Origin of the sequence: Citrobacter sp. Cb028, from assembly GCF_030336705.1 — a bacterium.
Classification (GTDB): Bacteria; Pseudomonadota; Gammaproteobacteria; order Enterobacterales; family Enterobacteriaceae; genus Citrobacter; species Citrobacter braakii.
Window position 1 is genome coordinate 75,343 of the sequence record NZ_JAOWCZ010000013.1, and the last position, 16,955, is coordinate 92,297.

The 16,955-nt window shown below is 55.7% G+C and carries 14 protein-coding genes and 1 pseudogene; 7 read left to right on the plus strand and 8 right to left on the minus strand.

The window, feature by feature from the left end; genetic code table 11:
- Nucleotides 1-17: 17 nt before the first annotated feature.
- The 6 genes and pseudogenes from nrfB (at nucleotide 18) to gltP (ending at nucleotide 6,700) form a co-directional block, all read left to right on the plus strand.
- Entirely contained in the window at nucleotides 18-584 is a 567-nt protein-coding gene (gene nrfB / locus OGV75_RS00390) for a cytochrome c nitrite reductase pentaheme subunit (RefSeq protein ID WP_005132587.1), read from the plus strand.
- Nucleotides 581-1,252 carry a cytochrome c nitrite reductase Fe-S protein gene (nrfC, locus tag OGV75_RS00395; protein WP_016155373.1) on the plus strand — a complete coding sequence of 224 codons (672 nt, stop codon included), beginning with the start codon at nucleotides 581-583 and terminating at the stop codon, nucleotides 1,250-1,252. The genes nrfB and nrfC overlap by 4 nt, the downstream gene beginning before the upstream one ends.
- A complete protein-coding gene (gene nrfD, locus OGV75_RS00400) occupies nucleotides 1,249-2,205 on the plus strand; it encodes a cytochrome c nitrite reductase subunit NrfD (RefSeq protein ID WP_053389708.1) in 957 nt (318 codons plus the stop codon). The genes nrfC and nrfD overlap by 4 nt, the downstream gene beginning before the upstream one ends.
- A gap of 8 nt (nucleotides 2,206-2,213) precedes the next feature.
- Nucleotides 2,214-4,425: pseudogene (gene nrfF, locus OGV75_RS00405) on the plus strand (heme lyase NrfEFG subunit NrfF).
- Nucleotides 4,422-5,042, plus strand: coding sequence for a heme lyase NrfEFG subunit NrfG (gene nrfG / locus OGV75_RS00410; RefSeq protein WP_016155455.1), 621 nt, complete (start codon nucleotides 4,422-4,424; stop codon nucleotides 5,040-5,042). Before nrfF ends, nrfG begins: the two are co-directional and overlap by 4 nt.
- A gap of 344 nt (nucleotides 5,043-5,386) precedes the next feature.
- A complete protein-coding gene (gltP, locus tag OGV75_RS00415; RefSeq protein WP_016155378.1) occupies nucleotides 5,387-6,700 on the plus strand; it encodes a glutamate/aspartate:proton symporter GltP in 1,314 nt (437 codons plus the stop codon).
- Between the two features lie 50 nt (nucleotides 6,701-6,750).
- Here the strand turns inward: gltP and yjcO are convergent, their stop codons facing one another.
- Nucleotides 6,751-7,440: a Sel1 family TPR-like repeat protein YjcO gene (gene yjcO, locus OGV75_RS00420; RefSeq protein WP_016155379.1), complete on the minus strand. Its 690-nt coding sequence runs from the start codon at nucleotides 7,438-7,440 to the stop codon at nucleotides 6,751-6,753.
- 103 nt (nucleotides 7,441-7,543) lie between these two features.
- The gene (gene fdhF / locus OGV75_RS00425; RefSeq protein WP_082201324.1) at nucleotides 7,544-9,691 is read right to left on the minus strand and encodes a formate dehydrogenase subunit alpha; all 2,148 of its coding nucleotides are present in this window, start codon (nucleotides 9,689-9,691) and stop codon (nucleotides 7,544-7,546) included.
- 288 nt (nucleotides 9,692-9,979) lie between these two features.
- Between fdhF and OGV75_RS00430 the strand changes: the two genes are divergently transcribed.
- Nucleotides 9,980-10,711, plus strand: coding sequence for a response regulator (locus OGV75_RS00430; protein ID WP_019077857.1), 732 nt, complete (start codon nucleotides 9,980-9,982; stop codon nucleotides 10,709-10,711).
- Between the two features lie 14 nt (nucleotides 10,712-10,725).
- Here OGV75_RS00430 and OGV75_RS00435 read toward each other — a convergent pair whose 3' ends face one another.
- From OGV75_RS00435 to OGV75_RS00460, 6 genes are all read right to left on the minus strand, one after another.
- Nucleotides 10,726-11,730, minus strand: coding sequence for a carbohydrate kinase family protein (locus tag OGV75_RS00435; RefSeq protein WP_087121875.1), 1,005 nt, complete (start codon nucleotides 11,728-11,730; stop codon nucleotides 10,726-10,728).
- A complete protein-coding gene (locus tag OGV75_RS00440; protein ID WP_016155383.1) occupies nucleotides 11,727-12,587 on the minus strand; it encodes a ketose 1,6-bisphosphate aldolase in 861 nt (286 codons plus the stop codon). Before OGV75_RS00440 ends, OGV75_RS00435 begins: the two co-directional genes overlap by 4 nt.
- Before the next feature lie 14 nt (nucleotides 12,588-12,601).
- Nucleotides 12,602-13,285: a D-lyxose/D-mannose isomerase gene (locus tag OGV75_RS00445; protein ID WP_080860334.1), complete on the minus strand. Its 684-nt coding sequence runs from the start codon at nucleotides 13,283-13,285 to the stop codon at nucleotides 12,602-12,604.
- A 120-nt stretch (nucleotides 13,286-13,405) separates the two neighbouring features.
- Nucleotides 13,406-14,347 carry an ABC transporter substrate-binding protein gene (locus OGV75_RS00450; protein ID WP_019077849.1) on the minus strand — a complete coding sequence of 314 codons (942 nt, stop codon included), beginning with the start codon at nucleotides 14,345-14,347 and terminating at the stop codon, nucleotides 13,406-13,408.
- Nucleotides 14,348-14,376: 29 nt separating this feature from the next.
- Nucleotides 14,377-15,372, minus strand: a complete 996-nt coding sequence (locus OGV75_RS00455; protein WP_016155386.1) for an ABC transporter permease subunit — start codon at nucleotides 15,370-15,372, stop codon at nucleotides 14,377-14,379.
- A complete protein-coding gene (locus tag OGV75_RS00460) occupies nucleotides 15,365-16,888 on the minus strand; it encodes a sugar ABC transporter ATP-binding protein (protein ID WP_016155468.1) in 1,524 nt (507 codons plus the stop codon). The genes OGV75_RS00455 and OGV75_RS00460 overlap by 8 nt, the downstream gene beginning before the upstream one ends.
- Nucleotides 16,889-16,955: the final 67 nt, after the last annotated feature.

Genomic DNA, 16,955 nt, shown 5'->3' on the forward strand with positions numbered 1-16,955 from the left:
AACTCAACGGAGTGAATATGAGCGTATTACGTTCGTTATTAACTGCTGGGGTGCTGGCGTCAGGCTTGTTCTGGAGCCTGAGTGGAATCACTGCCACGCCAACGCCGCAGGAGTCGGATCAACGCTGGACGGTTACCCAACAGCGTAATCCGGATGCCGCCTGTCTGGATTGTCACAAGCCAGATACCGAAGGCATGCATGGTAAGCATGCAGAAGTCATCAACCCGAATAACAAACTGCCGGTCACCTGCACCAACTGTCACGGCCAGCCGTCACCGAACCACCGTGAAGGGGTGAAGGATGTGATGCGCTTTAACGAGCCGATGTACAACGTTGAACAGCAGAACAGCGTCTGTATGTCCTGCCACCTGCCTGAGCAGCTACAAAAAGCGTTCTGGCCACACGATGTTCACGTAACCAAAGTGGCGTGTGCCAGCTGTCACTCACTGCATCCGAAGCAAGACACGATGCAGACGCTAAGTGATAAAGGACGGATCAAGATTTGCGTCGATTGCCACAGCGATCAGCGTAACAATCCGAACTTTAACCCGGCGTCGGTTCCGTTGCTTAAGGAGCATCCATGAGTTGCTCTCGTCGCCAGTTTATCACCCGCGTCGGCGCGCTGGTGGCAGTGAGCGGGACGGCGGGACGCGTTGTGGCGAAGACGCTGAACATCAACGGCGTACGTTACGGTATGGTACATGATGAGTCACTATGCATCGGCTGTACGGCCTGCATGGATGCTTGTCGGGAAGTAAACAACGTGCCGGAAGGGGTATCGCGTCTGACGATTATTCGCAGCGAGCCGCAGGGGACGTTTCCTGATGTGAAGTATCGCTTCTTCCGTCATTCGTGCCAGCATTGCGACCATGCCCCCTGCGTTGACGTCTGCCCGACGGGGGCATCGTATCGCGATGCCGCCAGCGGTATTGTGGATGTGAACCCGGACCTTTGCGTTGGCTGCCAGTACTGTATCGCCGCGTGTCCTTATCGCGTGCGCTTTATTCATCCGGTTAGCAAAACGGCGGATAAATGCGATTTCTGTCGGAAAACCAATCTGAAAGCGGGCAAGCAGCCCGCCTGCGTTGAGTCGTGTCCGACGAAGGCGCTGACGTTTGGTAATCTGGACGATCCCAACAGCGATATCTCCCGCTTGTTGCTGCAGAAAACCACCTACCGTTACAAGCTGGCGTTGGGCACAAAACCGAAGGTCTACCGCGTTCCCTTTAAATTTGGGGAGGTGAGCCAATGACATCCGCTTCTGCATTTCATTTTGAATCACTGGTGTGGGACTGGCCCATTGCCATTTATCTGTTCCTGATTGGCATCTCCGCCGGACTGGTCACGCTGGCGATTCTGCTGCGTCGTTTCCATCCGGAGGCGGGCGGTTCTGACAGCACGCTGCTACGCACTACGCTGGTGTTAGGGCCGGGGGCGATTATCTTCGGTCTGCTGATTCTGGTGTTCCACCTGACGCGTCCATGGACCTTCTGGAAACTGATGTTCCACTACAGCTTCACTTCGGTGATGTCGATGGGAGTCATGTTGTTCCAGTTGTACATGGTGGTGCTGGTGCTGTGGCTGGCAAAAATCTTTGAAAAAGAGGTGATTGCTCTGCAACAGAGCTGGCTGCCGCGATTAGGGATCGTACAGAAAATGCTGACGTTGATTGCGCCGTTTCATCGCGCGCTGGAGACGTTAATGCTGGTGCTGGCGGTCCTGCTCGGGGCGTACACCGGCTTTCTGCTGTCGGCGCTGAAATCCTACCCGTTCCTGAATAACCCGATCCTGCCGGTGCTGTTTCTGTTCTCCGGGATCTCCTCCGGCGCGGCGGTGGCGCTGATCGCCATGGCGTTACGTCATCGTAGCAATCCGCACAGTACCGAAGCGCACTTTGTGCATCGCATGGAAGTCCCGGTGGTATGGCTGGAGATCTTCCTGCTGGCGGCGTTTTTCGTCGGCCTGGCGCTGGGCGATGACGGCAAAATGCGCGCGCTGGCGGCGGCACTGGGCGGTGGATTCTGGACCTGGTGGTTCTGGCTGGGCGTGGCCGGGCTTGGGCTGATACTGCCGATGCTGCTAAAACCTTGGGCCAACCGCAGTTCGACGTTTCATGGCGTGCTGGCAGTGTGCGGCGCCAGCCTGACCGGCGTACTGCTGCTGCGCTTTTTTATTCTCTATGCGGGTCAGCTAACCGTTGCGTAAGGTGATATCTGGACGTTCTCCTTCCTGAAGCCGGTTTTCTGGCACTGTTGTTAAGCCTCGGGGTCAACGTGTTGACCCCGCTTGCCGTGTTGGTGGGTGTCCGCCAGCGCTGGCAAGGCGTAATGCGCCTGGCAAGCGTGGGCATGTGGACGCAATTTTCGCTGCTGCTGCTGGCCTTTGCCATTCTGATATTCTGCTTTCTCACCAGCGACTTTTCGGTGGTTTACGTTGCTCAGCATAGCTACAGCCTGCTGCCGTGGGGATTAAAACTGGCGGCGGTGTGGGGCGGGCATGAAGGATCGCTGCTGCTGTGGGTGCTGTTTCTTTCCGGCTGGAGCGCGCTGTTCGCCTTGCGCTATCGGCGTGATTCCGACCTGTTGTTTCCGTTAACGCTCAGCGTCCTCGCTCTGATAACGGCCCTGCTGCTGCTGTTTGTGGTGGTATGGTCCGATCCGTTCGTGCGTATCTTCCCGCCAGCCATTGAAGGGCGCGACCTTAACCCGATGCTGCAACATCTCGGGTTAATCCTCCATCCGCCGCTGCTGTACCTGGGTTACGGTGGCTTGATGGTGGCGGCAGGCGTGGCGCTGGCCTCGCTGCTGCGCGGTGACTTTAATGCGCAGAGCGCCGGGGTGTGCTGGCGCTGGGCGCTGCCTGGCTGGTGTGCGCTGACGCTGGGGATTATCCTCGGCTCCTGGTGGGCCTACTGCGAGCTGGGCTGGGGCGGCTGGTGGTTCTGGGACCCGGTAGAAAATGCCTCCTTATTACCCTGGCTTTCCGCCAGTGCGCTGCTGCATAGTCTGTTCATCACGCGCCAACGTGGGATCTTCCGCCACTGGTCGCTGCTGCTGGCGATCGTCACGCTGATTTTATCGCTGCTGGGGACGCTGATTGTGCGTTCCGGCATTCTCGTTTCCGTGCACGCTTTTGCGCTGGATAACGTCCGCGCCACGCCGCTGTTCGCGCTGTTTACCGTATTGAGCCTGGCATCGCTCGGGCTGTACGCCTGGCGGGGACAGCAAGTCCGCCAGAATGCGCGTTTTGGCGGCTGGTCGCGCGAGATGCTGATTCTGGTCGCGCTATTACTTTTTTGCGCGGTGCTGCTGATTGTGCTGATTGGCACCCTTTACCCGATGATTTACGGGTTGTTCGGCTGGGGGCGGCTCTCCGTGGGCGCACCGTACTTTAACCGTGCTACGCTGCCCTTTGGCCTGCTGATGCTGCTGGTTATCGTGCTGGCGACGATCAGAAGCCGCAAAGTGCCTGTGCGTTGCCAGCTTCCGGCACTGCTGGCGCATGCCGGGGTGCTGGTGTTTGCGGCTGGGATCGTCTTTTCCAGCGGTAGTCGTCAGGAGATAAGCCTGAATCTCAGCCCCGGGCAGCAGGTGGAACTGGCGGGCTATATTTTCCGTTTTGAGCGTCTCGACCTGGAAGCAAAAGGTAACTACACCAGTGAAAAAGCGCAGATCACGCTGTGGCAAAATGAGAAACGCATTGGCAGCCTGCAGCCTGAAAGACGCTTCTATGCCGCGCGCCGTCAACAGATGATGGAGCCGGGGATCCGCTGGAATCTGATGCATGACTGGTATGCGGTAATCGGCGAAAAAACCGGACCGGACCGTTATGCCATGCGCTTGTACGTGCAGACCGGCGTGCGCTGGATTTGGGGCGGGGGACTGTTAATGGTCTGTGGTGCGCTGCTGAGCGGATGGCGAGGGAGAAAGCGCGATGCATAAACTAATCAACGCGTTGCCGGATGGCGGCGAACGGGGTGTGAAAACGGTAGGTCGGATAAGCGCAGCGCCATCCGGCAGAACATGTTTACTGTTAGCTATCATTTTGTTTTTCATCGCCTTCGCGACACATGCCCAGGTTGTGGACACATGGGCTTTTGCCAACCCGCAACAACAGGAAAAAGCGTTGTCTATTGCCAGCCAACTGCGCTGTCCACAGTGTCAAAACCAAAACTTGCTGGAATCTAATGCGCCGGTAGCGGTCAGTATGCGCCACCAGGTTTATAGCATGGTGGCGGAAGGGAAAAGTGAAGCCGAGATAACGACGTGGATGACCGATCGCTACGGTGATTTTGTGCGCTACAACCCGCCGTTGAATGAGCAAACGCTGCTGCTGTGGGCGTTGCCGTGCCTGCTGTTATTACTGGTGGGCGTGGTGGTCTGGCGGGTGAGACGGCGTCAGCGCGTAGAGGAGGATGTGCAATGAGCCAGTCCAACCATTCCCCTGCGCCGTTACGCCCACTCCCCGTGAAGTGGCTGACCGCTGCGACGGTGCTGATGGTTGTGGCCTGCATCGGAGGTTACCTGTTGACGCCAAAATGGCAGGCGGTGCGTCAGGAACAGACGCGGTTGGCGGACCCATTACATGCGTTCGCCGATGAAAATATTCAGGAAAAACAGCTGCTTTTGCTGCAATCGCAAATTCGTGCTAATCCACAGGACGGTGTGAAATGGGCGCAACTCGGTGAGTACTATCTTTGGCAAAACGCGTATCATAATGCGCTGCTGGCCTACGAGCAGGCGCTGCGTGTAGGGGGTGAAAATGCTGAGATCTATTCAGCGCTGGCAACGGTATTGTATTACCAGGCCGGGCAGCATATGACACCGCCCACTCGCGAGATGATTGATAAGGCTCTGGCGCTGGATCCGACAGAGGTCACTGCGCTGATGCTGTTAGCCTCAGATGCGTTTATGCAGGCAGACTACGCCCAGGCCATTTCAGTGTGGCAAAAAGTTATGGATTTAAACTCGCCGAGGGTGAACCGGGCACAGCTCATTGACTCTATTAATATGGCGAAGTTGTTGCAGAATCGGCAAAAATAAATTTGTTTCTTTTGTGATTTGTATCATTTGGCCTGTTTAAAAAACAGGCGAACGAACAAATGAGCAAAAAAAACTCACGCCATGACTTCTTCATTTTTGAACATATTAAAATTCTTTTATAACAAAAAGTTATTCATCAATACCCCGATAAAATTGCATTTTTATGCATAAATTCAGCTGAAGGCTCTGTTCCTGGAGGGTTGCGCGAGACAGTACGCAAATGATAATGATAATAAGCGTTAAAAAACTCCATAAACGAACGCAACACAATTCATACCCTTTCAGTATGTACTATTACCACACACCGCATGTGGAATAGCGCTCCATCGAGGAAGTCCGTTGTTATGAAAAATTTGAAAGTCAGCCTGGCATGGCAGATTCTGATCGCTATGGTGCTGGGCATTCTGCTGGGGAGTTACCTGCATTACCATAGTGACAGCCGTGAATGGCTGGTTGTAAACCTGCTGTCACCGGCGGGCGATATCTTTATCCATCTGATCAAAATGATCGTGGTGCCCATTGTTATCTCTACGCTGGTTGTCGGTATCGCCGGGGTCGGTGATGCAAAACAGCTGGGCCGTATTGGCGCCAAAACTATTATCTATTTCGAAGTAATCACCACCGTGGCGATTATCCTGGGTATCACGCTGGCGAATGTGTTCCAGCCAGGCACCGGGGTGGATATGTCGCAACTGGCGACCGTGGATATTTCGAAATATCAAAGCACGACCGCAGAAGTACAGAGCCACGCGCATGGCCTGATGGGGACAATTTTGTCACTGGTGCCAACCAACATCGTCGCATCGATGGCAAAAGGCGATATGCTGCCGATTATCTTCTTCTCGGTGCTGTTCGGTTTAGGTCTGTCTTCCCTGCCGGCAACTCACCGCGAGCCGTTGGTTACCGTATTCCGCTCTATTTCCGAAACCATGTTTAAAGTCACTCACATGGTTATGCGCTACGCGCCAGTCGGTGTTTTCGCGCTGATTGCCGTTACCGTCGCGAACTTCGGTTTTGCCTCCTTGTGGCCGCTGGCGAAGCTGGTGCTGTTGGTGCATTTCGCCATTCTGTTCTTCGCGCTGGTGGTGCTGGGGATCGTGGCGCGCATCTGCGGTTTGAGCATCTGGATCCTGATCCGCATTCTGAAAGACGAGCTGATTCTGGCCTACTCTACCGCCAGCTCCGAGAGCGTGCTGCCGCGCATTATTGAGAAGATGGAAGCCTATGGCGCGCCAGCTTCAATCACCAGCTTTGTGGTGCCGACCGGCTACTCATTCAACCTTGATGGTTCAACTCTGTACCAGAGTATCGCCGCTATCTTTATCGCGCAGCTGTACGGTATCGACCTGTCGCTGTGGCAGGAAATCGTGCTGGTGCTGACGCTGATGGTGACCTCGAAAGGGATTGCGGGTGTGCCGGGCGTATCATTCGTGGTGCTGCTGGCTACGCTGGGCAGCGTGGGGATCCCACTGGAAGGCCTGGCGTTTATCGCCGGTGTTGACCGTATCCTCGACATGGCGCGTACCGCGCTGAACGTGGTGGGTAATGCGCTGGCGGTACTGGTTATCGCCAAGTGGGAACACAAATTTGACCGCAAGAAAGCGCTGGCCTATGAGCGCGACGTGCTGGGTAGATTTGATAAGACCGCTAATCAGTAATTCATGACAGCTTGCCGGATAAGCGTAGCGCTATCCGGCAATGCAAATCATTACCCGTTTGTTAACTTATCAAACTCTTCGCAGCCGGTATCGAATCCTTCCATACAGCTCAGATTCAGCCAGTGCAGCGCCTTCTGTTTATTCTTCACGATAAAACCCTGTTCACCGTTTAAGAACATCATCCCTGCCCAGTATTCGGAATAACCGGTGCGGGAAATGGCTGAGCTTCGTTTGAAATACCATGTCGCTTTCTCATCGTCAGCGGGAATGCCCACGCCGTTGGCGTAAATCAGGCCGAGCAGCATTTGCGCGTCGACGGCGGAGTCATTTTCCAGATCTTCGGAGGCGTTTTGCAGCAAGGTAATGGCTTTAGGGTAATCGGTACGTCCAGCCTGGGTGTTGACCAGAATCCGCGCCAGGGTAAGTTCTCCCGCTTTACTGCCTGCTTTGGCTGCTTTTTCCGCCAGCGTTTTAGCCTGGGGGTAATCCAGACTGACCGGATTCGTAATTTTGATTTGCGCCAGTAGCGCACAGGCGTCGGCATCGCCGTTGTCGGCGGCTTTTTGCGCCCAATACTCGGCTTTGCTCAAATCGCCCGAACTGAACCAGGTATCGGCAAGAAAGTACTGTGCGCGACGATCCCCTGCCTCAGCGGCCTGTAAGTACTGGCTTCCTGGCTCAGTATCACTGGCATGGGCAAAGAATGTCATAAAGAACATCAATGCAATGAGTTGTTTCATTTTGAGTTTTATTTAGGGTACGGAATGAACAGTATAAAGAGATCGTATGGATAAAAAAACAGCCTCCGGGCGGAGGCTGTTGCAGAACAGTTACGTAAACGGACTAACCCATCGCGCTTTCGCGCAGGCTGGCTTTCAGCTTGGTGTACTCATCAATGACATACTGCTCGGCAGCGCGCTGATCGGCAATGCGTTCAACGTTAACGGCACAGTACTTGTACTCCGGCGTTTTGGTAATCGGGCTTAAGTTCTCGGTTACCAGCTCATTACATGCGCCAATCCACCACTGGTAGGTCATGTAAATCGCACCTTTGTTTGGACGATCGCTGACTGCTGCACGGGTAATGACCCGGCCTTTACGCGAGTTAACCCACACCAGCTCTTCATCCTGGATGCCCAGGCGTGCTGCGTCGGCGGTGTTGATCTGGGCATAGCCCGGCTCATCCGCCAGCGCGGCCAGCGCCGCACAGTTACCGGTCATCGAACGGCAAGAGTAGTGGCCGACTTCACGCACCGTAGACAGCACCATCGGGTACTCCTCAGTGAGTTTGTCGATTGGCGCTACCCAGTCGCAGGTAAAGAACTGCGCCAGGCCGTTCGGGGTATCGAACTTCTCTTTGAAGAGATAAGACGTACCCTGGTCGGCTTCTGAGGTGTCGCGGCAAGGCCACTGGATATAACCCAGTTCGCCCATTTTCTCGTAAGTGGCACCGTAGAAATCCGGGCACAGATGACGCAACTCATCCCAGATTTCCTGGGTGTTGTTGTAGTGCATCGGGTAGCCCATACGGGTGGCGATTTCACTGATAATCTGCCAGTCCGTTTTCAGATCCCACTTCGGCTCAACGGCTTTAAAGAAGCGCTGGAAGCCACGGTCAGCCGCGGAGAAGACGCCTTCATGCTCGCCCCATGACGTAGACGGTAAAATAACGTCTGCGGCAGCGGCAGTTTTGGTCATGAAGATATCCTGCACGATGACCAGTTCCAGATCCTCAAAGCCTTTGCGCACTGCGGAGAGTTCAGCGTCGGTCTGTAATGGATCTTCACCCATAATGTATGCCGCGCGGACTTCGCCATGCGCCGCACGGTGCGGCAGTTCACTGATGCGATAGCCGGTATGTGCAGGCAGACTTTCCACGCCCCAGGCTTTAGCGAACTTCTCGCGGTTAGCCGGATCTTTCACATACTGATAGCCCGGATAAGTATCCGGTAGCGCGCCCATGTCGCATGCGCCCTGAACGTTGTTCTGGCCACGAACCGGGTTAACGCCCACGCTTGGCTTACCGAGGTTGCCGGTCAGCATTGCGAGGCTGGTCAGTGAACGCACGGTTTCCACACCCTGATAGAACTGGGTAACACCCATGCCCCACAGGATGGCCGCGCTTTTTGCCGTGGCGTACATACGAGCAGCCTGACGAATATCCTGTGCGCTAACGCCAGTGACATCTTCGACGGACTCCGGCGTGTAGCCTTCGACAATCTTGCTGTACTCTTCGAATCCTTCTGTACGGGAGGCGACGAACGCCTGGTCGTACAGTTTTTCTTCGATGATGACATGACCCATGGCGTTGAGCAGCGCGATGTTCGAGCCGTTTTTCAACGCGATGTGCATATCGGCAATACGCGCGGTTTCAATTTTGCGCGGATCGCAGACGATAATTTTCGCCCCGTTACGTTTAGCGTTAATCACGTGATTCGCCACGATCGGGTGGGAATCCGCCGGGTTGTACCCGAAGATGAACACTAAATCTGTGTTATCAATTTCATTGATAGCATTACTCATTGCGCCGTTACCGACCGATTGGTGCAGACCTGCAACCGAAGGGCCGTGTCAGACGCGAGCGCAGCAGTCAACGTTATTGGTACCAATAACGGCGCGCGCGAATTTTTGCATTACATAGTTGGTTTCGTTACCCGTACCGCGAGATGAACCGGTCGTCTGAATAGCGTCCGGGCCATACTTCGCTTTGATGGCGCTCAGACGAGTGGCGACGTAATCAAGCGCTTCATCCCAGGAAACGGATTCCAGTTTGCCGCCACGCTGGCGACGGATCATTGGGGTTTTCAGACGAGGGGTCAGGATCTGGGTATCATTGATAAAATCCCAGCCATAGTAGCCCTTCAGACACAAGGTACCCTGGTTGGTTTTCCCCTGCGCCGCTTCAGCCCGGACGATTTTGCCGTTATCGACCACCAGGTTGATTTTGCAACCTGATGCGCAATATGGGCAAACCGTGACGACTTTTTTCATCGGTCTCGCTCCAGTTAATCAAATCACGCATACGCGCTTGTCGCTTGAGTTATGCATCTTTTATGCCATGTTTTTATCAGGGGCATTAGTCGATATTACGGGCGAATTTTGCGCAAAACCCTGACGAAAAACAGGCTGTCGTCATATTTGACGTGACGAATCTCCAATACGTGACGGCCCGGCAGTGTGACCGAGGTTATGTTTCCCACACATCCTTGTGCCTTATCGCTGTCACTCTGTGCAGAATCAATCACACTCATTTAAGTTGGCCATAAATGGGGAAAAACAATGAAGCCAGCCATACTGGTTGTGGATGATGACATCGCTGTCTGCACGCTTTTACAGGATGTGCTGAGCGAACACGTCTTTGCAGTGACCGCATGTCACACCGGGCAGGAGGCGCTGCGCTGCATTGAGACTCAGCCGGAAATCGCTCTGGTATTGCTGGACATGATGTTGCCTGATATTAACGGTCTGATGGTGCTGCAGCAGGTGCAAAAGATGAGACCCGGACTACCGGTGGTGATGCTGACCGGGCTTGGCAGCGAGTCGGATGTGGTTGTCGGGTTGGAAATGGGCGCTGACGACTACATCGGTAAACCGTTCAATGCGCGGGTGCTGGTGGCGCGGGTAAAGGCGGTACTCAGACGCGTCGGCGTGTTAACGGCAGAAAGCGGCAGCCCGCAAACCACGGGGCTTTCTTTTAACGGTTGGCATCTCGATACCGCCGGTTGCCAGTTACATAATCCTCAGCAACTGAAGGTGGAGTTGACGCAGGGGGAATACAGCCTGCTGCTGGCGTTGGCCCAAAACGCCCGCCGGGTACTTAGCCGAGAACAGTTGCTGGAACTGACGCGCAGCGACAGCGTTGAGGTGTTTGACCGCACCATTGACGTGCTAATCATGCGGTTACGGCGAAAAATAGAGAACAACCCGCATCAGCCGATGCTGATCAAAACCCTGCGCGGGCTGGGCTATGTGTTTGCCGCCGACGTTCAGCATCATGATAAGGCGGCGTAAACGTCTTACCCGGCCTACAAGGACGCTATATCGGCTTTTAGCTCTGCCAACGTTTTCGCGCCGTCTATCGCGTTGGCGCACAGCAAACTGGCCCGTGCGCAGGCGTGTGCCAGCCTGACGCTATCCGTCAGCGACCAGCGTTCATGACAGCCATACAAAAATCCGGCGCAAAACGCATCTCCCGCCCCGACGCTGCCAACGATCTCCTCCGGCGCCAGGTACTGTGACGGGATCCAGACGCCCGGCAGATCCGGCGCTTCACCCCAGGCGCCTTCCGGACAGTGGATAACCACCCGCTGGCGAACGCCCGCATTCAGCAGTTCGCGCGCAGCGGTGGCGATGTGCGCAATATGCAGCTCCCCGTTGGGCTGGCGGATCTCCAGCCCGCTGAATTCCCCGGCTTCCAGCTCGTTTATTACCAGATAGTCGAGATGGCGCAGGGCTGGCATCACCAGCGGCTGATAGCGCGGGTCGCCCTTGCGTGAAACCAGATCCAGTGATGTTTCAAAGCCGTTGTCGCGCATTTGCGCCAGCAGCCGTGCGCTACGCGTGCCGTACTCCTCATCCGGCATGTCCAGACTGTCGAGCAGCAGCAGATAGCCAAGATGGAAGATTTTCATCGAGGTATCCAGTTGCTCAAAAGCGGGTAGATCCAGCAGCCGGTTGGCGCCGGGGGAGTGGAAAAAGGTGCGCTGACCGCTGGGATCGGTCATCACCTGTGACATCGACGTGGGGGCGAAAGTCGTGCGCTGCACATGTTGGCGATTAACATGATACTGCTCCAGCATCGCCATGATGTAGTCGCCGTCGCTATCCTGACCGATTAACCCCACCGCCTGCAGCGGCAGTCCGGTGTGCATTTTCGCCAGCGTCAGCAGTACGTTCAGCGGCGCACCGCCCGTCGCGCGTTCGCTACGGATGATTTCCGCCAGCCAGCCGCGTTCCGGCCACTGCACAATTTGATGCACATGATCGACCAGCATGTTGCCTGCGGCGATAACGCCTCTGCGTTCCATCAGACCCGTCCCGCGCTGCCAAAAATACGCATCTGTTCTGAAACGGTATCGGTAATGGCCTCTTCAATGGCGAGCAGCAGTTCGGCGAATTCGTCGTACAGGGGCTGACGATTCGCTATTCTTGTCTCTACCGCTGACAGCGCCGCCTGCGACATGCCGGTATAGAAGTTGATTTTGTGAATGCCGAGTTCAATTGCGCGCTTGAAATCGTCGTTGCTAATGCCGGAACCGCCGTGCAGTACCAGCGGGATCGCCGCCTGCTGGCGAAGGGCGTCCAGACGCGGAAAGTCGAGCACCGGTTCGCCTTTATATTTGCCGTGTGCATTACCAATGGCGACCGCCAGCGCGTCAATCCCGGTTCTGTCGACGAAATCACGCGCCATCATCGGGTCGGTAAATAGCGACTCGTCGGCATGACCATACAACGCGCCGCCCTCATCGCCTCCCACCGCGCCCAGTTCGGCTTCCACCGATACGCCGACGGCGTGACACATCTTCACCACTTCGCGGGTTTGACGAATATTTTCTTCATACTCCAGCGTGGAGCCATCAAACATCACTGAACTGAAACCTAAGCGCAGTGCCCGAACCACCGACTCAAAGTGCAGGCCGTGGTCAAGGTTCAGCACTACCGGAATGTCATGCCGCGCGGCTTCGAACTTGACCGCTTCGACCAGAGAATCCAACGAGATATACTTAAAATGCACCTCGGCGATGTTGATGATAAACGGCGAACGTTCCTGCTTTGCCGCGGCAAACAGCGCGCGCAGGAAGTGTGAGTCCAGAACGTTAAACGCCCCTAAGGCATAGCGGTGCTCGCGGGCATGGGCAAGGCCATCGGCGAGAGATATCAACGGCATAATGCGCTCCTTGGTTAGCGGAACAGACGATACTCATTACACAGCACCAGCTGCGCCGGTTCGTCTTCTTCAATGTCGTTATAGCGGGCGATCGGTTGCAGAAAGTGGTTATCGTGGTCGTCGTCATTAACAGAAGAAACCTCGCCGACCAGTACGTCGCCAAAACCTTCTTCCGCCCAGAAGCTGTGATACAGGCCCGGTGGCAGGCAGATGCTTTCACCCGGCGTCAGGCGCAGTTGACTGCCTGCCGCATGGGTTTGCCGACAGCCGTCAATCACCACGCTCACGTCGCTGTCCTCCGTTTGTTCTCGGAGCCCCGCATTCCACAGTTCCACAATTAAATTACCGCCGCCGCGATTGATAATGTCTTCGCGTTTGCGCCAGTGAAAATGCATCGGCGTGACCTGTGCATCGCGAACATGCATGATTTTCTCGGCGTAGCATTTCTCGTAAGGCATTCCTTTCGGCGAGCCATTACGCAGGGTAAACAGCGTTAACCCTTGCGCGGCGAAATTGTTGCCGCCAAACGCGGTGACATCCCAACCGAGCTTAAGGTCGAAAACTTCGCTCCAGGCGGCGGGATCAAGCTTGCGCCATTGGGTCGGCGGGAAACTGGCGAAAGGGGGGAGATGCACGTCGTGCTGAGAGAAAAACTGGCGCGTGTGGCCCAGTATCTCGTTGATAGCGGAACGTTTCATCGGCAGAATCCTCCTTAATATCATGCCGGATGGCGCTGCGCTTATCCGGCCTACAAAATCATACCGATCTTGTAGGTCGGATAAGGCATTTTTGCCGCCATCCGGCGTTGTTGTGGCGGGTTATTTCACCGTCCAACCCTTATAGCTACCGACGTTGTTTTTATCGATCATCGTCACCGGGATCAGTACGGGCTCTTTCGGGGCGGGTTTCCCCTGCAATATGTCATAGCCGATTTCGACCGCTTTGGCAGCCATCACCTGCGGATCTTGTGCAGGCGTCGCCACAAATAGTGAGTTTTCCCGCTTCAACGCTTCTTCAGCGTCTGGCGATCCGTCTACGCCGACAATAAAGAATTCGCTACGTTGTGCCTGTTTTGCTGCCAGATCGGCACCGATCGCTGTAGGATCGTTAATGGCGAATACGCCGTCGATCTTCGGATTCGCCGCCAGCAGCGCGGTCATGATCTCCAGCCCGCCTTCGCGACTGCCTTTAGCGTTTTGGTTATACGACAGCACTTTGATATCCGGGTGACGTTTAAACTCGGTCTGGCAGCCTTCCACGCGGTTCTGGACGGCGGAAACCGGCGGCCCGTTGATAATGACGACGTTGCCTTTCCCTTTCAGACGGTCGGTAATGTATTTACAGGCCATTTCACCCGCCTGGGTGTTATCGGAGGTAATGGTCGCATCTGCGCCTTCCGCCGCTACGTCAACGGCAACCACCACAATCCCTGCGTCTTTCGCGCGTTTTACCGCTGGGCCGATGCCTTTGGAGTCGGCGGCGTTAAGAATAATCATGTCGACCTTGGCGGCAATAAAGTTGTCGATTTGCGACACCTGTTGTCCCAGATCGTAGCCGCTGGAAACCAGCGTCACTTTAACGCTATCACCCGCCAGTTTGCGTGCTTCCAGCTCCGCGCCTTTGGTGATCTGCACGAAGAACGGGTTGGCCAGATCGCCCACCGTAACGCCGATCGATTTCAGTTCTTTTGCCTGCACAAACGGAGCTGCAGCAAGCAGTGCGCCAGCACAGAGCGCGGTGACTAAGGGCTTCAATCTCATGCTGTATTCCTCGAAGTAAGATGTTGTTGTTATGCACTTTGATGGTGTCGGGTACGGTATTTGTCGATCAGTACCGCTATGATGATCACCGCCCCTTTGATCACCAGTTGCCAGAAATAGGAGACGCCCATCAGCGTCATGCCGTTATTGAGCGTGGCGATAATCAACGCTCCTACCAGCGTGCCGGTGATGGTGCCGATCCCCCCAACAAAGCTGGTACCGCCGAGGATCACCGCCGCGATGGCGTCCAGCTCGTAACCCATGCCTAAGTTGCCGTTGGCGCTGTATAGCCGCGAGGCGCTCATCACCCCGCCAAGGCCTGAGAGCACACCGCTCATGCCGTAGACGAACAGCAGCACCAGCCACACTTTGATACCGGTTAAACGAGCGGCCTGCATATTGCCGCCGACCGCATAAATATGAACGCCGAGTGTGGTGCGCCTAAGAATGAACCAGCACATCACCACCACCGCCAGCGCAATGACCACTAGCCACGGAACCGGACCAAGATAGTTGTTACCGATCCACTCAAAGCTGATATTGGAATTGATCACCGTCGTGCCGTCGGCCAGCAGATAGGCCGCGCCGCGCAGCGCCGTATACGTTCCAAGCGTGACAATAAACGGTGGCAGTCCGGCAAAAGCAACCAGCGCGCCGTTAAACAACCCCAGCACCAGACCGAGCATCAGCGCCGCCGGAATCGACAGCATGGCAAATTCAGGGATCAGCGAAACGACCATGGCCGCGACGGCGGTGGTGCCGAGAATCGAGCCAACCGAGAGGTCGATCCCGCCGGTCAAAATAATGAAGGTCATGCCAGCCGCCAGCACGATGTTGATCGACGCCTGGCGGGTTATATTCAACAGGTTGCTTTCGGTAAAAAAGTTTGGCGCGATAAAGCCAAACACCGCCACTATCAAGATGAGAATCGGCAAGATGCCGACCGTTTGCATCAGATCGCTCATCAGCAATTTTTTCGCGGAGGCGGATTTCGCCACCTGCTGGGGAGTGGTTGGATTATTCATGGGACACCGCCTGGTGATGGGAGTCGTTCACGCCGGTTGCCAGCGTCATAATATTTTCCTGGGTAATACTTTGCCCGTTCAGCTCACCGGCAATGCTGCCTTCCCGCATGACGTACACGCGATCGCTCATACCGACAACTTCCGGCAATTCGCTGGAGATCATCAGGATCGCCACGCCTTTGCGCGCCATGTCGTTCATGATCCGGTAGATCTCGCTTTTGGCGCCAACGTCTACGCCGCGCGTGGGTTCATCGAGGATCAAAATGCGTGGGCCGATCGCGACCCAGCGAGAAATCAGCAGCTTTTGCTGATTACCGCCGGACAGCCCGCCCGCGCGTACCTGGGCGTGCGGAACGCGGATGTTGAGCAATTGGATGGCGTCATCGGAAATAGCCTGCGCCTTTTTGCGATCGAGCATGCCCCAGTTGGCGTCACGTTCCAGCGTCGCCATGGTGATGTTCTCTGCTGCCGCCAGCTCTAAAAACAATCCCTGCTCTTTGCGGTTTTCCGTCAGAAAGCCAATGCCGTGGTCAATCGCCTCGCGAGGGGAGTGGATCACCACCGGTTCACCGTCTACTTCAATCATGCCGCCGATGGCTTTACGCACGCCAAAAATCAGTTGAGCCAGTTCAGAACGCCCGGCGCCGACTAACCCGGCAAGTCCGACGATCTCCCCGGAGCGCACCAGCAAACTGCACGGCTGGACTTTATGGCCGTCGGTCAGGTGGTGGACGTTGAGGCGCGCTTTACCTAAGGGAATATCGCGCTCTTTGTTGAACAAATCGCTTAACGGTCGGCCCACCATCATGCGCACCAGCTCAGAGGCGTTGAGTTTGTCGCGGGTCAGGCTGCCAACATATTGCCCGTCGCGCAGGACGCTGACGCGGTCCGAGAGTTCATACACCTCCGCCATGCGGTGGCTAATGTAGATAATCGCCATCCCCTCATCGCGCAGGCGCATGATCAGTTCAAACAAGCGGTGGGTTTCACGTGAGGAGAGGGCGGCAGTGGGTTCATCCATCACCAGAATGCGGCTGTTACGGTGCAGGGCGCGGGCGATTTCCACCTGCTGCTGTTCGGCGATGGTCAACGTCATCACGCGATCGCTGGCCTTAAACTGGGCGCCGAGTCGGTCGATGACTTTCTGCGACTGCATCACCATCTCTTTACGCTGGACCAGACCGCCGCGCGACAGCTCGCTGCCAAGAAAGATATTTTCCGCCACCGTCAGGTTCGGCGCGAGCTGCATCTCCTGGTAAATCAGCGTGATGCCTGCGCTGAGCGCGTCTTTTGGCCCGCGAATGTGAAACGGCTGACCGTCGATCAGGATCTCACCGCTGGTGGCGGTATACGCGCCCGCGAGGATCTTCATCAGGGTGCTTTTCCCCGCGCCGTTCTCACCCATCAGGGCATGAATCTCACCCGGCCAGACCGTTAAATCGACCCCTTTCAGCGCGTAAAATTTACCAAACGCTTTGGCAATGTTGCGCATCTCCAGAACCGGTGTCCTGCTCATAGCGGATCTCCTGTGGGGTGGCCGATATCAGCAGTCCATCACAGGAATGTAAATGCAAAATGTCAGA

Bases quoted from the DNA above. Each gene is read 5' to 3' on its own strand.
- OGV75_RS00455 (WP_016155386.1), bottom strand. From the start codon at position 15,372: ATGAATAATCCAACCACTCCCCAGCAGGTGGCGAAATCCGCCTCCGCG.
- OGV75_RS00430 (WP_019077857.1), top strand. From the start codon at position 9,980: ATGAAGCCAGCCATACTGGTTGTGGATGATGACATCGCTGTCTGCACG.
- nrfG (WP_016155455.1), top strand. From the start codon at position 4,422: ATGAGCCAGTCCAACCATTCCCCTGCGCCGTTACGCCCACTCCCCGTG.
- nrfC (WP_016155373.1), top strand. From the start codon at position 581: ATGAGTTGCTCTCGTCGCCAGTTTATCACCCGCGTCGGCGCGCTGGTG.
- nrfB (WP_005132587.1), top strand. From the start codon at position 18: ATGAGCGTATTACGTTCGTTATTAACTGCTGGGGTGCTGGCGTCAGGC.
- OGV75_RS00450 (WP_019077849.1), bottom strand. From the start codon at position 14,347: ATGAGATTGAAGCCCTTAGTCACCGCGCTCTGTGCTGGCGCACTGCTT.
- yjcO (WP_016155379.1), bottom strand. From the start codon at position 7,440: ATGAAACAACTCATTGCATTGATGTTCTTTATGACATTCTTTGCCCAT.
- OGV75_RS00445 (WP_080860334.1), bottom strand. From the start codon at position 13,285: ATGAAACGTTCCGCTATCAACGAGATACTGGGCCACACGCGCCAGTTT.
- gltP (WP_016155378.1), top strand. From the start codon at position 5,387: ATGAAAAATTTGAAAGTCAGCCTGGCATGGCAGATTCTGATCGCTATG.
- nrfD (WP_053389708.1), top strand. From the start codon at position 1,249: ATGACATCCGCTTCTGCATTTCATTTTGAATCACTGGTGTGGGACTGG.
- OGV75_RS00460 (WP_016155468.1), bottom strand. From the start codon at position 16,888: ATGAGCAGGACACCGGTTCTGGAGATGCGCAACATTGCCAAAGCGTTT.
- OGV75_RS00440 (WP_016155383.1), bottom strand. From the start codon at position 12,587: ATGCCGTTGATATCTCTCGCCGATGGCCTTGCCCATGCCCGCGAGCAC.